The organism is Saccharopolyspora sp. CA-218241 (assembly GCF_050954615.1).
Lineage (GTDB): Bacteria > Actinomycetota > Actinomycetes > Mycobacteriales > Pseudonocardiaceae > Saccharopolyspora > Saccharopolyspora cebuensis.
In genome coordinates this window covers 20330-36807 of the sequence record NZ_CP191860.1, presented here as the reverse complement: position 1 = coordinate 36807, position 16478 = coordinate 20330, and the positions used below count along the sequence as shown (strand labels likewise).

General features: G+C 71.7%; 14 protein-coding genes and 1 tRNA gene. 8 read left to right on the top strand and 7 right to left on the bottom strand.

Features of this window, described 5'->3' with window-relative positions:
* The first annotated feature begins 99 nt into the window (after positions 1–99).
* Positions 100–1416 carry a D-arabinono-1,4-lactone oxidase gene (locus ACQP0T_RS00280; RefSeq protein ID WP_433870750.1) on the top strand — a complete coding sequence of 439 codons (1317 nt, stop codon included), beginning with the start codon at positions 100–102 and terminating at the stop codon, positions 1414–1416.
* Between the two features lie 39 nt (positions 1417–1455).
* Here ACQP0T_RS00280 and ACQP0T_RS00275 read toward each other — a convergent pair whose 3' ends face one another.
* The 4 genes from ACQP0T_RS00275 to ACQP0T_RS00260 form a co-directional block, all read right to left on the bottom strand.
* The gene (locus ACQP0T_RS00275; RefSeq protein ID WP_433870749.1) at positions 1456–2112 is read right to left on the bottom strand and encodes an SDR family oxidoreductase; all 657 of its coding nucleotides are present in this window, start codon (positions 2110–2112) and stop codon (positions 1456–1458) included.
* A gap of 611 nt (positions 2113–2723) precedes the next feature.
* On the bottom strand, positions 2724–3356 hold the full coding sequence (locus ACQP0T_RS00270; RefSeq protein ID WP_433870748.1) for a hypothetical protein: 633 nt from the start codon (positions 3354–3356) through the stop codon (positions 2724–2726).
* Between the two features lie 249 nt (positions 3357–3605).
* Positions 3606–4394, bottom strand: coding sequence for an IclR family transcriptional regulator (locus ACQP0T_RS00265; protein WP_433870747.1), 789 nt, complete (start codon positions 4392–4394; stop codon positions 3606–3608).
* A 296-nt stretch (positions 4395–4690) separates the two neighbouring features.
* Positions 4691–4773, bottom strand: a tRNA-Leu gene (locus ACQP0T_RS00260).
* A 208-nt stretch (positions 4774–4981) separates the two neighbouring features.
* Here ACQP0T_RS00260 and ACQP0T_RS00255 point away from each other — a divergent pair.
* Genes ACQP0T_RS00255 through pknB form a run of 7 tightly spaced genes read left to right on the top strand, consistent with a single transcriptional unit; the run spans position 4982 to position 14465 of the window.
* Positions 4982–6295 carry an FhaA domain-containing protein gene (locus ACQP0T_RS00255; RefSeq protein ID WP_345360613.1) on the top strand — a complete coding sequence of 438 codons (1314 nt, stop codon included), beginning with the start codon at positions 4982–4984 and terminating at the stop codon, positions 6293–6295.
* A gap of 50 nt (positions 6296–6345) precedes the next feature.
* On the top strand, positions 6346–6810 hold the full coding sequence (locus ACQP0T_RS00250) for an FHA domain-containing protein FhaB/FipA (protein ID WP_345360050.1): 465 nt from the start codon (positions 6346–6348) through the stop codon (positions 6808–6810).
* A complete protein-coding gene (locus ACQP0T_RS00245) occupies positions 6807–8243 on the top strand; it encodes a PP2C family protein-serine/threonine phosphatase (RefSeq protein WP_433870746.1) in 1437 nt (478 codons plus the stop codon). Before ACQP0T_RS00250 ends, ACQP0T_RS00245 begins: the two co-directional genes overlap by 4 nt.
* The gene (locus ACQP0T_RS00240) at positions 8243–9685 is read left to right on the top strand and encodes an FtsW/RodA/SpoVE family cell cycle protein (RefSeq protein WP_433870745.1); all 1443 of its coding nucleotides are present in this window, start codon (positions 8243–8245) and stop codon (positions 9683–9685) included. Before ACQP0T_RS00245 ends, ACQP0T_RS00240 begins: the two co-directional genes overlap by 1 nt.
* Complete coding sequence (locus ACQP0T_RS00235; protein ID WP_433870744.1) at positions 9682–11133, top strand: peptidoglycan D,D-transpeptidase FtsI family protein; 1452 nt, start codon at positions 9682–9684, stop codon at positions 11131–11133. Before ACQP0T_RS00240 ends, ACQP0T_RS00235 begins: the two co-directional genes overlap by 4 nt.
* A 3-nt stretch (positions 11134–11136) precedes the next feature.
* Complete coding sequence (locus tag ACQP0T_RS00230; protein ID WP_433870743.1) at positions 11137–12510, top strand: protein kinase domain-containing protein; 1374 nt, start codon at positions 11137–11139, stop codon at positions 12508–12510.
* Positions 12507–14465: a Stk1 family PASTA domain-containing Ser/Thr kinase gene (pknB, locus tag ACQP0T_RS00225; protein WP_433870742.1), complete on the top strand. Its 1959-nt coding sequence runs from the start codon at positions 12507–12509 to the stop codon at positions 14463–14465. Before ACQP0T_RS00230 ends, pknB begins: the two co-directional genes overlap by 4 nt.
* 248 nt (positions 14466–14713) lie before the next feature.
* Here the strand turns inward: pknB and ACQP0T_RS00220 are convergent, their stop codons facing one another.
* Genes ACQP0T_RS00220 through ACQP0T_RS00210 form a run of 3 tightly spaced genes read right to left on the bottom strand, consistent with a single transcriptional unit; the run spans position 14714 to position 16346 of the window.
* Positions 14714–15355, bottom strand: a complete 642-nt coding sequence (locus ACQP0T_RS00220; RefSeq protein WP_433870741.1) for an aminodeoxychorismate/anthranilate synthase component II — start codon at positions 15353–15355, stop codon at positions 14714–14716.
* A gap of 22 nt (positions 15356–15377) precedes the next feature.
* Positions 15378–15533 carry a hypothetical protein gene (locus ACQP0T_RS00215; protein ID WP_433870740.1) on the bottom strand — a complete coding sequence of 52 codons (156 nt, stop codon included), beginning with the start codon at positions 15531–15533 and terminating at the stop codon, positions 15378–15380.
* A 15-nt stretch (positions 15534–15548) separates the two neighbouring features.
* Positions 15549–16346, bottom strand: coding sequence for a class E sortase (locus tag ACQP0T_RS00210; protein WP_433870739.1), 798 nt, complete (start codon positions 16344–16346; stop codon positions 15549–15551).
* Positions 16347–16478: the final 132 nt, after the last annotated feature.

Genomic DNA, 16478 nt, shown 5'->3' with positions numbered 1-16478 from the left:
GTGCGGGGCACCTTCATCCGACATACCCGGAGGAAGGTGCCCCGCACCCGGTTCCCGGAGCGCGGGTCGGGCGGGGCTGGTGGTGATGGGGGCGTCGTGGTGAGTTCTTGGTCGAACTGGGCGGGCACGTCCGCCGCCGAACCGTCCGGGCGGCTCCGGCCGCTCGACGTCGACGCCGCCGCCGAGGCGCTGCGCGCCGCCGTCCGCGACGGGCGGACCGTCCGGCCGCTGGGCAGCGGCCACTCGTTCACCGACATCGGCGCACCCGAGGGCGCGCTGGCCCTGGACCTGTCGGCGTGGTCCGGGATCGTGCGCGCCGACCGGGACAGCGGCCTGGTCACCGCGCGGGCGGGCACCCCGCTGCACCGGCTCAACGCCGAACTCGACGCGCTCGGGCTCGCCCTGCCCAACCTCGGCGACATCGACCGGCAGACCGTGGCCGGCGCGCTGGCCACCGGCACCCACGGCACCGGCGCCCGGCTCGGCGGGCTCGCCGCCCAGGTCGCCGAGCTGGAACTGCTGCTCGCCGACGGCACCACGCGGCGCTGCTCGCCGACCGCGCACCCGGAGCTGTTCGCCGCGGCGCGGGTCGGGCTCGGTGCGCTCGGCGTGGTCACCGAGGTCACCCTGCGCTGCGTCCCCGCGTTCGCGCTGGCCGCCGACGAGCGCCCGGTACCGCTCGACGCCGTGCTGGAGGGGTTCGACGAGCTCGTCGACGGCAACGACCACGCCGAGTTCTACTGGTTCCCGCACAGCCCGCTCGCCTTGGTCAAGCGGAACAACCGGCTGCCCGCGGACGCCGAGCCCGCGCCGCTGCCGCCGTGGCGGCACCACGTCGAGTACGAGCTGCTGGAGAACCGGCTGTTCGGCGCGGTGTGCCGGGTCGGCCGGGCGCTGCCCGGGCTGGTCCGGCCGCTGAACCGGTTGTGCGGCGCCACCTGGTCGGCCCGCTCCTACAGCGACCGCTCGCACCGGGTGTTCACCACCCCGCGCAGCGTGCGCTTCGTCGAATCCGAGTACGCGGTGCCCCGCGAGTCGCTGGTCGACGTGCTGCGCGAGCTGCGCGCGGCGGTGCGCGGGCTGGAGCACCCGGTGATGTTCCCGGTCGAGGTGCGGGTCGCCGACGCCGACGACGCCTGGCTGTCCACCGCGCACCGGCGCCGCAGCGCCTACGTCGCGGTGCACCAGTTCGTCGGGATGCCCTACCGGCACTGGTTCTCGGTGCTCGCCGACATCGCCGACGCCGCGGGCGGCCGACCGCACTGGGGCAAGCTGCACCGGCTGGACGCCGCGGCGCTGCGCGAGCGGTACCCGAGGTTCGACGACTTCGGCCGAGTCCGCGCCGAGGTCGACCCCGGCGGCACGTTCCGCAACCCCTACCTCGACCGCGTCCTCGGTCCCCGGCCCTGTGGATAACTCGCCGGACCGGTGGAGCACCGAACGGGCGAACCGGGCTCAGCTCAGGGTCGCCCGGACCGCCTCGTCGATCGGCACGTCACCGCCGACGACCTCCAGCGCCCGGTGCGAGGTGCGCGGCTGGTCGAGCAGCGCGACCACCACCGAGGCGACGTCGGCGCGGGTCACCTCGCCGCGCTCGACCGAGACCTCCAACCGCACCCGGCCGGTGGCGTCGTCGTCGGTGAGCCGCCCCGGGCGCAGGATCGTCCAGTCGAGGTCGCGCTGCCGCAGGTCGGCCTCCGCCGCGCGTTTGGCGTCGAGGTAGGCGCCGAAGACCTCACCCACGTCCGGCGGGTTCGGCCGGGTGGTCCCCATCGCGCTGATCTGCACGAACCGCCGGACACCGGCCCGTTCCGCGGCCTCGGCGAGCAGCACCGAGCCGCCCCGGTCGACGGTGTCCTTGCGGGGCGCGCCGCTGCCCGGACCGGCCCCGGCGGCGAACACCGCGGCGTCCGCGCCGGTGATCAGACCGACCAGCTCGCCCGACTCCGCGGCCTCCAGATCGACGATCGCGGGCTCGATGCCGTCGGCCCCCAGCTCGTCGGCGTGGTCCTGGTTGCGGACCAGCCCGAGGACCGAGTCACCGCGTCCGACGAGCTCGCGTCCGAGTTGGCGGGCGATCTTCCCGTGGGCTCCGGCAATCACGATGCGCATGGTCCTCACGGTACTGACGGCGCGCGGTTCCGGCGCGGCACCGACCTGTGGACAACTCCCGCGGACCTGTGGACAACTCCACGGTGCCCACCGGCATCTCGCGCCCGATCCCGGTGGGCACCGCACGCGTCGGACCGGCCCTCGGGGCGGCCGGGGACGCGGAGGCCACCGCGTCGACGGGCAGCCTCCTCAGCGGCGCCCCTCGGGGGTGGGGACACCGCGGGCGCTGCGGGCGGCAGCGCGGTCGGGACGGGGGAGTCCCGCGAACACCGGTCCCGGGAAGCCCCGCACAGCGGCGAAGCAACCAGAACCGGCTCAACACCAAGCAACCGACAAGGCAACCACACGAGCACAAAGCAACCGCCAGACAAGCGGCGAAGCAACCACACGCGCCACCCGCAACCACCGTCAGGCAAGCGGCGAAGCCGCTTCCGCTTTACCCCACCTGAGCAACTGGCACCGCCACGGGTTCTCAGCGGCCTTCTCGCGAGGACGCCCTGACGCTGTGTACGGGTGGTACATGAGGAAGGGCGCCCGGAGCGAGAAGGCCGCTGAGGTTCCGCCACCCGCACCGCACCGCACCGCAACCCGGCCACAACGCCTTCCAGACGTCAACCTCTCGAAGGGGCTGGTACTTCTGTTGCTACCAACTGCCCGTACACCACCTCGTTCACCCAGCGCGAGATGGCGGTGTCCTCCCCCGGCTCCGCGAAGCCGCGGCCGGGCAGTTCCACCCGCACCTCGTCGGCGTCCGCGCTGAGCACCGCGATGCCGAACTGCCGGGCCCGGATGAGGCAGGTCTCGGCGAAGTCCGGGGCGACCGCGACGCTCTTGGGCACCACGATCGCGGTCGCGGCGAACCGGGCGAAGGGCACTGCCGCGGTGAGCGCGGTGCGCCAGTGCCGGGCCGGGGCCAGCAGGCCGCTGATCCGGGCGGCGGCCGGCGGCACCCGGCCGGACATCTCGGGCCAGACCCAGGTGGCGATCTCGGCGCGGTCCAGCACCGGGGCGCTGCCCAGGCACAGCCGCTCGGCGTGGGCCTCGGGCACCAGCTCGGCGACGGCCACGACGCGGCGGCCGAGGAGCTTGACCGGGGGCAGCACGCTGCCCGGCCAGCCCAGCGGATCCACCGCGGCCTCGAGGAGCGTGCCCATCGCGGTGGAGAAGCCCAGCGGTGACCGATCCCCGGCCGGGTCGACCCGTGCCTCGCCGTCGATCGCGGTACGTCCCGGTGTTCCGGTCACGACTTTCCGCCTCCTTTGAAGCACCTCGCTTGCACTTCCGCGGGCCCGCCGCAGCGGGCCTCCCCGATTTGAACAGCTCCTCCGACGGACCGCGCTGTCCAGCGGGGGTGCTGCGACCGGCGGCGCGCTTGGATCGGTGACTGGTCGACGAATGACAACGGGACTTCAGCCCAGCGATGCCGCCATTCAGGTGAGCGACCGCGGCGCTGCTCCCGGTCGCGCCACGCGGATCACCGGCGAAGGCGGTCGCTAGCGGGAGACCGCGTCGTGCCCGGCGCGCTCGTGCTCCAGCAGCCGCTGCCGGATGCCCTCGGCGGCCGGGAACAGCGGCTTGACCAGCTTGGCCACGTCGGCGCGGACGCTGTGCGCCACGATCCCCAGCGCGGCGATCACCTCGCCGGTCGCGCCGAGCACCGGCACCGCGACCGAGCAGTTGCCCAACGTCATCTCCTCGTTGGCCCGGGCGAAGCCGCGGGTCCGCACCGCGTGCAGCTCCTGGTTCAGCCGCCCCGGCTCGGTGATGGTGTACGGCGTCCGGCGGGCGAGCCCGCGTTCGCAGCACTCGTGCACCACCGACGCGGGCGCGTGCGCCAGCAGCACCTTGCCGACCCCGGTGGCGTGCAGCGGCAGCCGTCCGCCGGTGCGGGACAGGATCGGCACCGCGCGCGGGGTGGACAGCTTCTCCACGTAGACCGCCGCGAGTTCGTCGCGCACCGCCAGGTGCACGTTGTCGTGGGTGCTGGCGCACAGGTCCTGGAGGAACGGCAGCGCGACCTCGCGCAGGCTGCTGTTGACCGGGGCCAGCAGGCCGATCTCCCACAACCGCAGGCCGATCGCGTACCGGCCGTCGCCGTCGCGGGTCAGCGCGCCCCACATCTCCAGTTCGCGGACCAGGCGGTGCGCGGTGGCCAGCGGGATGGCCGCGCGGCGGGCGATGGCGGTCAGGGTCAGCCGGGTGTGCTCGACGTCGAAGGCGGTGAGCACGCTGAGCGCTCGGGCCGTCACCGACCGGCCCGGATCCCGACTGTTGCCCGCCATCTCGCCTCCCGTGGTCCGCGAATGGCGTTCAGCCCAGCACAACCGGACCCGGGAGCCAAGACCTCGGAACCTCTTCGCGGACCGGCCCGCGCGGTGGCGCCGGCGCGCTGTGGAGAAGGCCACAGGTGGCGGGAGTGCCAGAGACCACAGCCCGCGGCGCTCAGCTCCTGGCGAACGAAGAATCGCGCGAAAACCGGGCTTCGGCGCACGAAGGGAACGCATCGGGCGCGAATCGGGGCGGTGAATCGGAGCGGGCGCGAAAAAGGCCCCCGGTCGAAACCGGGGGCCTTTCCGAGTGGGCGAGGAGGGAGTTGAACCCTCACGTCCTTACGGACACACGGACCTGAACCGTGCGCGTCTGCCATTCCGCCACTCGCCCGTGGCTTGGTCCGAACTCTACACCGCTCGATTCCGGACCCTGGCACCGGGGTCGCTTTCGCGTCCGCTGCCCTGTTGGCTGAGGCAGATTAGCACGCGCTGACGAGCCGCTTCGGCGGGGGGTCGCGTCAGTTGGGAACTGGGCGGTGTCCCGGCCCGTTGACCCGGATACGATGGTGGCAGGAGTCGTACGCGTGGAGGGGATTGCCGTGGGCCTCGTGCAGCGCTTCGAGCGCCGGCTCGAAGGCATCGTGGGAAACAGCTTCGCGCGGGTGTTCGGCGGACAGGTCGTCCCCCAGGAAGTCGCGCAGGCGCTGCAACGGGAAGCCGAATTGCAGGTCCGCGAGCTCGCCGGGGGCCGGTTGCTCGCGTGCAACCACTACGTTGTGCAACTGAGCCCGTCCGATCACGGTCGGCTCGCCGACGACGAGGACCGGGTGACCGATCTCCTCGCCGATTGCGTTCAGGAGCACCTCACCGAGCAGGGGTGGGACACATATGGTGACGTCGTAGTCTCCCTGGAGCGCTCTGAGACGCTGCACACGGGACAGTTTCGAATCAGCTCGACCGTCGACCCCGACGTGACTCGACGGCCGGCACAACCGCGTACCGCAGGAGACCGACCCATGAGCCAGCCACCAGGCCACTACCCCCAGGGAGATCCGTACAACCAGCAGGGTCAGTACGGCTACGACCAGGGCTACGGCCAAGGCCAGTACGGACAGCAGCCGGGGGCCTACGACCAGGGCTACGGCCAGCCCCCGGCCGGCTACGACCAGGGCTACGGTCAGCCGCAGCCCGGCTACGACCAGGGATACGGCCAGCCGCCCGGGTACGGGCAGCCCGGCGGTTACGACCAGGGTTACGGTCAGCCCGGCGGCTACGACCAGGGTTACGGCCAGCCGCAGCCCGGATTCGACCCCGGCTACGGCCAGCCGCCCGCCGGTTACGGCCAGCCGCCGCAGCCCGGGTACGACCAGGGTTACGGTCAGCCCCCGGCCGGTTACGACCAGGGCTACGGGCAGGGTTACGGTCAGCCGCCCGCCGGCTACGACCAGGGCTACGGCCAGCCGCAGCCCGGATTCGACCCCGGCTACGGCCAGCCCCCGGCCGGTTACGGCCAGCCCGGTGGCGGCTACCCGCAGTCCGGCGGTTTCCCGGAGCAGGGCTACGGCCAGCCCGGCGGGGCGTACCCGCCGAGCGCGCCGGGCGGCTACCCGGAGGCGCGCCAGGTCACCGCGACGCTGCACCTGGACGACGGCTCGAACCGCTCGTACACCTTGCAGCACGGGTCGAACATCATCGGCCGCGGTCAGGAGGGCCAGTTCCGGCTGCCCGACACCGGCGTGTCCCGCAAGCACATCGAGATCACCTGGGACGGGCAGAGCGCGATGCTGGCCGACCTCGGTTCGACGAACGGCACCACGGTGAACGGCACTCCGGTGCAGACTTGGCAACTGGCGGACGGGGACGTGGTCCGGGTCGGGCACTCGTCACTGGTCTTCCGCGCCCAGCAGGCGTGAGAGCACCCCGGCTCCCACGCGTCCGGATCGAGTAGGAACGGTCACAACAGGTGCCAGAGCTGGTGATGCAGCTGACCAGAGCAGGGTTCCTCGCCCTGCTCTGGTTGTTCGTGCTGGCCGCGCTCCGCGTGGTCCGGTCCGATCTGTACTCGGCCTCCGGGATGCGCGTCCCGATGCCCGGTGCGAGCCGGTCCCCGAGCAAGAAGCCCGGGAACAAGAGCAAGTCGCCCCGACAGATGGTGGTGACGCACGGAGCTCTGGCCGGCACGCGCATTTCCCTGGACGGCCGTCCGATCCTGATCGGGCGAGCCGACGACTCCACGTTGGTGCTCGACGACGACTACGCGTCGACCCGACACGCCAGATTGTCGCTTCGCGGCAACGACTGGTACGTGGAGGATCTAGGCTCCACTAATGGCACATACCTCGATCGGGCGAAGGTCACGGGACCGACGAAGGTTCCGCTCGGCGTTCCGATCCGAATCGGCAAGACGGTGATCGAGCTGCGCTCATGACCCTCGTCCTCCACTACGCAGCCCGCAGCGACCGCGGCCTGGTGCGCTCCAACAACCAGGACTCGGTCTACGCCGGCCCACGACTCCTCGCCCTCGCGGACGGCATGGGTGGCCATGCCGCCGGAGAGGTAGCCAGCAAGGTCGTCATCGCGGCCCTCGCGCCGCTCGACGACGACGAACCGGGCGATGATCTGCTCGGCCAGCTCCGCGACGCCGTCATGGCGGGCAACGGGGCGATCGCCGAACTGGTCTCCGGTGACCCGGACCTCGAAGGGATGGGCACCACCCTGACGGCGGTGCTGTTCGCCGGTACCAGGCTCGGCCTGGTGCACATCGGCGATTCCCGCGCGTACCAGGTCCGCGACGGCGAGTTGACCCAGATCACCCACGACGACACCTTCGTGCAGTCCCTGATCGACGAAGGCCGGATCACCGAGGAAGAAGCCGCCAACCACCCGCAGCGGTCCCTGCTGCTGCACGCGTTGACCGGTCACGAGGTGGAACCGAGCCTGGCGATCCGGGAAGCCCGCGCCGGTGATCGCTACCTGCTGTGCTCGGACGGTCTCACCGGTCCGGTCAGCACGGAGACGATCGCCGACGCGCTGCGCATCGCCGATCCGCAGCAGTGCGCGGACCGGCTGATCGAACTCGCGCTGCGCGGTGGCGGTCCGGACAACGTCACCGTCATCGTCGCCGACGTCGTCGACGTCGAGTTCGGCGACGACGCCCCGATCGTCGGGGGCGCGGCGGGAAATGGCGATGAGCACCCGCAACCCGATTCGTCTGCGGCCCGGGCCTCCGCGGTGGCACCGCGGCAGGTGTCGCAGCGTTTCGAGCCCACCTCACCACCGGAGCAGCCCCGGCGCCGCCGGCGCTGGCTGCGTTCGCTGCTGGTGACCTGTGGCGTGCTCGTCGTGCTGGCAGGAGCCGTGCTGGTCGGGCGTTGGTGGGTGCTCAACCAGTACTTCATCGGGGTCAACGACACCGATGAAGTGGTGATCTTCCAGGGGTTGCAGGGCAGCCTCGTCGGGGTGTCGCTGAACCGGCAGGTCGAGGACTCGTGCCCGCAGGGCTCGGCCGCCGACTGCACCCCCATCACCATCGACGACCTGCAGGAGGCCCAGCGGCCCGACGTCCGCAACGGCATCACCGAGGTCAACGGCCTCGACGCCGCGCGGGACGCGATGCTGCGCCTGCGGATGACCGCGCTGCTGCCCGAGTGCAAGGAGCCGGAGCAGCAGGTCCCGGGCCAGCAGACGCCGGGGCAGCCCCCGCCGCCGGGTGAACCGCCGCAGGGCGAGCAGCCCCCCGGTCCCCCGCCGGAGGGCGAGCAGCCCCCGGGCCCGCCGCCCGGGGAGACGACCACTCCCGGCGCCACGCCCCTGGAGGCCGAGGAGCAGACGCCGGGCGTGACCTGCCGGACGGTGAGCTGATGTCGCAACCGACCGCCGCTCCCCGACCGGCCGGCGGCGGTGACGCCCCGGCCGCGCAGGTCAAGAACCGCCGCGGTACCGAACTGGTCATGCTGGTCTTCGCCGCGCTGATCGTCACCTTCGCGCTCACCGTGGTGGAGCTCAGCCAGGAGAACACGGTCACCAGCGAGCTGTTCTACTACGGCGCCGCGTACCTGGTGCTGTTCGGCGCGGCGCACCTGGCGGTCCGCCGCTGGGCGCCCTACGCCGATCCGCTGATCCTGCCGCTGGTGGCGCTGATCAACGGGATCGGGCTGGTGATGCTGCACCGGCTGGACCTCGCCGAGGTCCCCGGTGCGCCCTACACCGCCAGCCAGATCCTGTTCACCACGGTGGGCGTGGTGCTGTTCGGCCTGGTCCTGGCGTTCATCACGGACCACCGGACGCTGGCCCGCTACGGCTACACCTGCGGGCTGGTCGGCCTCGCCCTGCTGGCCCTGCCCGGTCTGCTGCCGGCGAGCATCTCCGAGTCCAACGGGGCGAAGCTGTGGATCCGGCTGGGTCCGCTCGGTTCGATCCAGCCCGGCGAGTTCGCGAAGATCCTGATGCTGGTGTTCTTCGCCTCGTTCCTGGTGTCCAAGCGCGAGCTGTTCACCACCGCGGGCCGGCGCTTCCTCGGGGTGGACTGGCCGCGCGCCCGCGACCTCGGTCCGCTGCTGGTGGCCTGGTTGCTGTCCATCGGCATCGTGGTGCTGGAGAAGGACCTGGGCACCTCGCTGCTGTTCTTCGGCATCGTGCTGGTGATGATCTACATCGCCACCGAGCGCGCGGTGTGGGTGTTCCTCGGCCTGTCTCTGTTCGCGGCGGGCTGCCTGCTGGCGTTCAACCTGTTCACGCACGTGCAGGAGCGCGTGAACACCTGGCTGGACCCGCTGGCGATCCCCGAGGACCCCGATTCCTACGACCCCGGCTACCAGCTCCGCAACGCGCTGTTCGGGCTGGGCAGCGGAGGCATCACCGGCTCCGGGCTGGGCAGCGGGATGCCGGACCGCACGCCGCTGGCGTTCAGCGACTTCATCATCCCGGCGCTGGGTGAGGAGATCGGCCTGATCGGGCTGATGGCGCTGTTCATGCTGTACGTGCTGCTGATGATGCGCGGGCTGCGCAGCGCGCTGGCGGTGCGCGACTCGTTCGGCAAGCTGTTCGCCGGCGGGTTGTCGTTCACCCTCGCCCTGCAGCTGTTCGTGGTGGCCGGTGGCGGCACCGGGCTGATCCCGATGACCGGTCTGACGGCGCCGTTCCTGGCCGCCGGTGGTTCGTCGATGCTGGCCAACTACATCCTGGTCGCCCTGCTGCTCCGGGTCTCCGACGCCGCTCGCCGACCGCAGGAGACGCCGAAGCCGAAGCCGAAGCAGGCGCCGATCGCCGAAGCACATACCGAACTGGTGGAGCGTCCGCGATGAACAAGCCGCTGCGCCGCGTGGCGCTGGCCATGATGGCCATGGTGCTGCTGCTCATGGGCAACGTCACCTACATCCAGGTCATCCAGGCCGACGAGCTCAAGGACGACCCGCGCAACAGCCGCTCCCGGATCGCCGAGTACGAGCGGCAGCGCGGGCAGATCATCGCGGGCGGGCAGTCGCTGGCGAACTCGGTGGAGACCGACGACCAGCTCAAGTACCTGCGCCAGTACCCGAACGGGCCGATGTTCGCGCCGGTCACCGGGTTCTACTCGTCGATCTACGGCTCCAACGGCATCGAGCGCGCCCGCAACGACGTGCTCAACGGCACCGACGACAGCATGGCGTTCCGCAACTTCTCGGACCTGATCACCGGGGAGCCGCAGCGCGGCGCCAACGTCGAGCTGACGATCAACCCGGCGATGCAGCAGGTCGCCTACGAGCAGCTCACCCAGAACGGCTTCCAGGGCTCGGTGGTGGCGCTGAACCCGTCGTCCGGGGAGATCCTGGCGATGGCCAACGCGCCGTCCTACGACCCGAACCGGCTGGCCACCCACAGCACCGAGGACGCCAGCACCGCGTGGCAGGAGCTCAACCAGGCCGAGGGCGACCCGATGGTCAACCGCGCGGTCTCCACGATCTACCCGCCCGGTTCGGTGTTCAAGCTGATCACCACGGCCGCCGCGCTGGAGAACGGCTACACGCCGAACAGCAAGGTCGAGGACGCCGCCTCGATCCCCTTGCCGCAGAGCACCACGCAGCTGCCGAACTACGGTGGCACGCAGTGCGCGGGTGACACCCTGTCCGAGGCGCTGGCGCACTCCTGCAACACCGCGTTCGCCAAGATCGCCGGGGACATCGGCGCGGACGCGCTGCGCGAGACCGCGGCGAACTTCGGGTTCGGCCAGGAGGTCAACATCCCGATGGGCGTGGAGAACTCCAGCCTCGGCCCGATGGCCGACGAGGCCGCGCTGTACCAGAGCGCGATCGGGCAGCGCGACGTGCGCACCACGCCGATGATGAACGCGATGATGACCGCGGCCATCGCCAACGACGGCACCATGATGAAGCCGCAGCTGGTCAAGAGCACCCGGGCGCCGGACATGAGCGAGCTGGACAGCTTCCAGCCCGAGGAGCTGCGCCAGTCGGTCAGCCCGGAGATCGCGCACACGATCCGCGAGATGATGCTGGAGTCGGAGAAGAACACCAAGGGCTCCGGCAAGATCTCCGGGGTGCAGATCGCCTCCAAGACCGGGACCGCCCAGCACGGCGATCCGGAGGACAAGCCGCACGGCTGGTACGTGGCGTTCGCCCCCGCCGAGAACCCGCAGATCGCCGTCGCGGTGATCGTGGAGAACGGCGGTGACGAGGGGGCCGAGGCGACCGGCGGGTCGATCGCCGCCCCGATCGGCCGGGAGGTCATCCGGGCCGGTCTCCAGGGAGGTGGCTGATCGGTGCTGACCTCCGGCCAGTTGCTCGCCGAGCGGTACCGGCTGGAACGCCGGATCGCCGTCGGCGGCATGGGCGAGGTGTGGCAGGCGGTGGACATCCGGCTGGACCGGACGGTGGCCATCAAGGTGCTCAAGCCGGAGCTGTGCGGGGACGCCGAGTTCCTGCACCGCTTCCGCACCGAAGCCCGCACCACCGCCTCGCTGAACCACCCGGGGATCGCCGCGGTGCACGACTACGGCGAGACCGCCGCCGTCCCGGACGGTCCGCAGGACACGGCGTACCTGGTGATGGAACTGGTCGAGGGTGAGCCGCTGGCGGCGATCCTGGCGCGCGAGGGCCGGGTCAACACCGACCACGTGCTCGACATGCTGGAACAGGCCGGGCTCGCGCTCAAGGCCGCGCACGAACGCGGCCTGGTGCACCGCGACGTCAAGCCCGGCAACATCCTGATCACCCCGGAGGGGAAGGTGAAGCTGACCGACTTCGGCATCGCGAAAGCGGCCGACGCGGCACCGGTCACCCGCTCCGGGATGGTGATGGGCACCGCGCACTACATCGCCCCGGAGCAGGCGCTGGGCGCCGACGCGACCCCGGCCAGCGACGTGTACTCGCTGGCGGTGGTGGGCTACGAGTGCCTGATGGGCCACCGCCCGTTCCTGTCGGACAACGCGGTCACGGTCGCGATGATGCACATCCGGGACCTCGCGCCGCCGCTGCCGCCGGACGTGCCGCCGGGGGCCCGGGCGCTGATCGAGGCGACGATGGCCAAGGACCCGCGGCGCCGCTACGGCGACGGGGGCGAGTTCGCCGCCGCGGTCGCCAGCGTGCGGGGCGGCGGTCCGCTGCCCACCCCGGCGTCGCTGGCCGCGATCCCGCCGCAGCGCAGGGGCGTCACCGGGCCGCAGCAGCTCCCGGCGCAGCTCCCGCCGATGGGCAACACCTACCCGCCCGGGCTGATCCCGCCGCAGGCCCCGGCGCCGGCCCCCGCACCGGCGCTCCCGCCGCGCTCGACGCAGCCGCGCGGTGGGAGGATCGCGGTGTGGATCGTGCTGGCGGCGTTCGCGCTGGTCGTCCTGATCGCCGTGGGGTATGCCACCTACTGGATGCTGGTGGAGAACCGGTCCGGTGCGCTGCGACCGGCTCCGACCAGCGCGTTCGGCGTCGAGCGGGTCGATCCGCTCGCGGGGGCCGACCTGGATATCGGTTCGCGTTTGCGCCACACTGCGCAGCACGCGACCGCGAACGCGTACGAGGCCACTTCGAGCACAACCGAGGTCGGGGGAACCGCGAACGTCGTGCTGGCCGCATCACCCGGGCACGACGGACCGCCTGTGATGGGACGATCGTTGACAAGGATCGGAACGACGCATCGATGAGTTCACCGCGACTGCTCTCCAACCGCTACGAGATCGGTGACACGCTCGGGTACGGCGGTATGTCGGAGGTCTTCCGCGGCCGGGACATCCGGCTCGGGCGGGACGTGGCGGTCAAGATCCTGCGCGCCGATCTCGCCCGCGACCCCACGTTCCAGCTCCGGTTCCGGCGCGAGGCGCAGAACGCCGCCGCGCTGAACCACCCGGCGATCGTCGCCGTCTACGACACCGGCGAGACGGAATCCGACCAGGGTCCGCTGCCCTACATCGTGATGGAGTACGTCGACGGCCGGACGCTGCGGGACATCGTCAAGACCGAGGGCCCGCTGTCGCCGCGCCGCGCGATGGAGGTCATGGCCGACGCCTCGGCGGCGCTGGACTTCAGCCACCGGCACGGCATCGTGCACCGCGACGTCAAGCCGGCGAACATCATGATCACCCGCTCCGGCGCGGTGAAGGTGATGGACTTCGGCATCGCCCGCGCGCTGGCCGACGGGCAAGCCGCCGTCACCCAGACCGCGGCGGTGATCGGCACCGCGCAGTACCTGTCGCCGGAGCAGGCGCGGGGCGAGTCGGTGGACGCGCGCAGCGACGTCTACGCCTCGGGCTGCGTGGTGTTCGAGCTGCTCACCGGGGAACCGCCGTTCACCGGCGACTCGCCGGTGGCGGTCGCCTACCAGCACGTCCGGGAGGACCCGCGCAAGCCCTCCGACGTGGTGCCCACGGTGCCCGCCTCGTTGGACGCGGTGGTGCTCAAGGCGCTGAGCAAGAACCCGGCCAACCGCTACCAGTCGGCCGCCGAGATGCGCGCCGACCTGGTGCGGGTGCTGTCCGGGCAGCGCCCGAAGGCCCCGATGATCATGTCGGAGGACGAGCGCACCGCGATGATGGCGCCGAGTTCGGCGACCGAGGTGATCTCCTCCGGCAGGCACCGCACCGACGAGGGCGGCGAGCCGCCGGAGGTCGACGAGGAGGAGCGCCGCGGCCGCCGCAAGCGCTGGCTCTACGCCGGGGTCACCGCGGCCTGCGTGATCGTGTTCGCCCTGGTCGCCTGGCTGGCAGCCACCGTGTTCACCAGCGAGGAGGAACCCGCCGCGGTCCAGGTCCGCAACTACGTGGGCATGGAGAGCAACGTCGCGCTGGCGCAGGCCCGCGCGGACGGCTGGAACGCCACGGTCACCGAGTGCGCCTCCGAGATGGAGAGCGTGGACAAGGTGGTGGAGCAGACCCCGCGCGCCAACACCCGGGCAGTCCAGGAGGGCCGGACCCTGACGCTGTGCAAGGGCGTCGGTCCGGAGCAGATCCAGGTGCCGGACCTGGCCGGGCTCACCACCCAACAGGCGTCCCAGCGGCTCGCGGAGGTCGGGCTCGGCCTCGGCGACACCGAGTACCGGGAGACCGACAACGAGTCCGAGATCGGCAAGATCATGAGCTGGGAGCCCCGGGGCGTCGCCGTCTCGGAGGGCACCGCGATCAAGGTCGTCGTCGGCAAGGAGATCGAGACGATCTCCGTGCCGGACGTGCGCGGGGACACCTACGCGACCGCCGAGGCGTTCCTCCGGGGCCGCGGGTTCACGGTGAACAAGCAGGTCACCGACTCCGCCGAACCGGCCGACACGGTGATCAACCAGAGCCCCTCGGGCGGCTCCGAGGTGCGGCCGGGCTCCGAGATCACCCTGGTGGTGTCCAACGGGCAGCAGATCCAGGTGCCGTCGTTGCAGGGCATGTCGCCCCAGCAGGCGGAGCAGGCGCTCAAGGACCTCGGCTGGACCGGCCAGCTCAACGAGTCCGACGAGACCACCAACGACGAGAACCTCGACGGCAAGGTCGTCCGGAGCACCCCGTCCGCCGGGCAGAAGATCAACAAGAACCAGTCGGTGACGATCTACGTCGGGGAGTACGAGAGCAGCCCGACCAGTCCCACCACCCCGGACGGCATCCTCCCGCCGTTCAACTGACAAGCTGAGTGGTTTCTCGGAGGGCGTGCGTGGCGGTGCCGGTGGCGTAACCTCAGCGGTCTTCTCGCTCCGGGCGCCCTTCTTGATGGGCCAATACACGGCATCGGGGCGTCCTCGCGAGAAGACCGCTGAGCGGTGACCTCCGAGCACGGACGGCGGTGCACGCTGCGTGCCTCACCGCATGCGGCTCCGCCGCATCCGAAAGGACCCCAACCGGGGCGAAGGTGCCCCTCATTCGGTCCGCGCCGTCAGGTTCGGGCGGCGGCGGCGACCTCGCGCATCCCGCGCTCCAGCTCCGCGACCCGGGGTTCGTCGACCGGGTGCCCGGCGGCGGCCATCCAGTTCGCCAGCATCCGGTGCCCGCCGTCGGTGAGCACCGACTCGGGGTGGAACTGCACGCCCTCGACCGGCAGCTCCCGGTGCCGCAGCCCCATCACGATGCCGGACTCGGTGCGCGCGGTGACCTCGAACTCCGCGGAGACGGTGTCGGCGCGCACGATCAGCGAGTGGTAGCGGGTCGCGATGAACGGCTCCGGCAGACCGGCGAACACGCCCGCGCCGGAGTGGCGGATGTCGCTGACCTTGCCGTGCAGCAGCTCGGGTGCGCGCTCCACGACCCCACCCCAGGCGGCGCCGATCGCCTGGAGCCCCAGGCACACGCCGAACACCGGGCGGCGCTGCTCCGCGCACTGCCCGACCAGCTCCATCGTGCGGCCCGCGCGGTCCGGGGTCCCCGGGCCGGGGCTCAGCAGCACCCCGTCGGCGGCGGCCACGTCGTCGTCGGTGACGACGTCGTTGCGGCGCACCTGGCAGTCCGCGCCGAGCTGGGCGAGGTACTGCACGAGGTTGTAGACGAAGCTGTCGTAGTTGTCGACGACGAGTACGCGCACGCGGCCAGGGTACGCGCCGAGGTCAGCCCGTGGTGACCGCGCTGAACGGCAGCCGCGGCTCCAGCCACGGGAACACCGCGAACAGCAGCACCGCCACCACCGCGGCGACCAGCAGCACCGCCTGCACCGCGCGCACCGGCACCGGTCCGGGCAGGTGCCGCCAGATCCACCCGTACATCAGCGTTCCTCCAGCTCAGCGTTCCTCTAGCTCGGGCGGGCGCAGCTCGGGGTGCGCGGCGTCCTTCGGGTACTGCGCGGCGAGCACCCCGTGCACGATGAGCCGCTGCGCGGCGGAGAACTCGGGGTGGCAGGTGGTCAGGGTGATCAGCCGGGTCCGCCGGTCGGACGGGAGCACGCCCTGCGGCGCGCCGGGCACCGGGTGGATCACCTCGCCGCTGCTGGGGTCCACCACGCGCCTGCCGACCGCGGTGTCGTAGGGCGGGCCGATCGGCGCCACCCCGGCGCAGCGCGGGTCGCCGCCGCGCCCGGACCAGCCGGTCGCCTCGTCGGCCATCGGCAGCACCCGGTAGACGTACCAGGCCGCGACGGTCTCCACGACCAGCGCGTCGCAGGACTCCAGCTCGTCGAGGTCGTTGAACGGGGCGCCGCGGCCGATCCGGTGCCCGGCGACGGCGAAGTTGCCCCGTTCACCCGGTAGGGCGGTGCTCGGGTAGTGGCCGGGTCCGGCAGCGAGGGTGTCCTGGTCGGTGCCTTCGAGCACGGTGAACCGGTGGTCGGGGCCGAAGCGGGGGATGTGGAGCTGGGCGAACCCCTCCCCCGCCACCGGCACGACCGGCTCGGTGATCGGCTGCGGCCCGCGCTCCTGCCAGCGCTGCTGGAGCTCCCGACCGGCCTCGGCCTGCTGCCGCGCGGTGAACAGGTCGGTCACGTGGAGCGTGTAGAAGACGAAGAGCAGCACCACCAGGCCCACCGTGATGAGCAGCTCGCCGAAGACCTGCACGGCGAAGCGCCCCCGCGCCGGTCGGCGCACCGGGGGTGAGGTCTCGGTCGCGTTCCGCTGTTCACCGGAGGAGCCCAACGGATACCTCTCTGGTCACGGGATGGGCCACGGGTGCTCGATCAGCTTCGTGATTACGTTAACGTGGTAGGTGGACAACGAGCC

What these genes read in the sequence shown, in the direction of transcription:
- ACQP0T_RS00275 (WP_433870749.1), bottom strand. Translation starts at nt 2,112, where the DNA reads ATGCGCATCGTGATTGCCGGAGCCCACGGGAAGATCGCCCGCCAACTC.
- ACQP0T_RS00265 (WP_433870747.1), bottom strand. Translation starts at nt 4,394, where the DNA reads ATGGCGGGCAACAGTCGGGATCCGGGCCGGTCGGTGACGGCCCGAGCG.
- ACQP0T_RS00245 (WP_433870746.1), top strand. Translation starts at nt 6,807, where the DNA reads ATGACCCTCGTCCTCCACTACGCAGCCCGCAGCGACCGCGGCCTGGTG.
- ACQP0T_RS00240 (WP_433870745.1), top strand. Translation starts at nt 8,243, where the DNA reads ATGTCGCAACCGACCGCCGCTCCCCGACCGGCCGGCGGCGGTGACGCC.
- ACQP0T_RS00235 (WP_433870744.1), top strand. Translation starts at nt 9,682, where the DNA reads ATGAACAAGCCGCTGCGCCGCGTGGCGCTGGCCATGATGGCCATGGTG.
- pknB (WP_433870742.1), top strand. Translation starts at nt 12,507, where the DNA reads ATGAGTTCACCGCGACTGCTCTCCAACCGCTACGAGATCGGTGACACG.
- ACQP0T_RS00215 (WP_433870740.1), bottom strand. Translation starts at nt 15,533, where the DNA reads ATGTACGGGTGGATCTGGCGGCACCTGCCCGGACCGGTGCCGGTGCGC.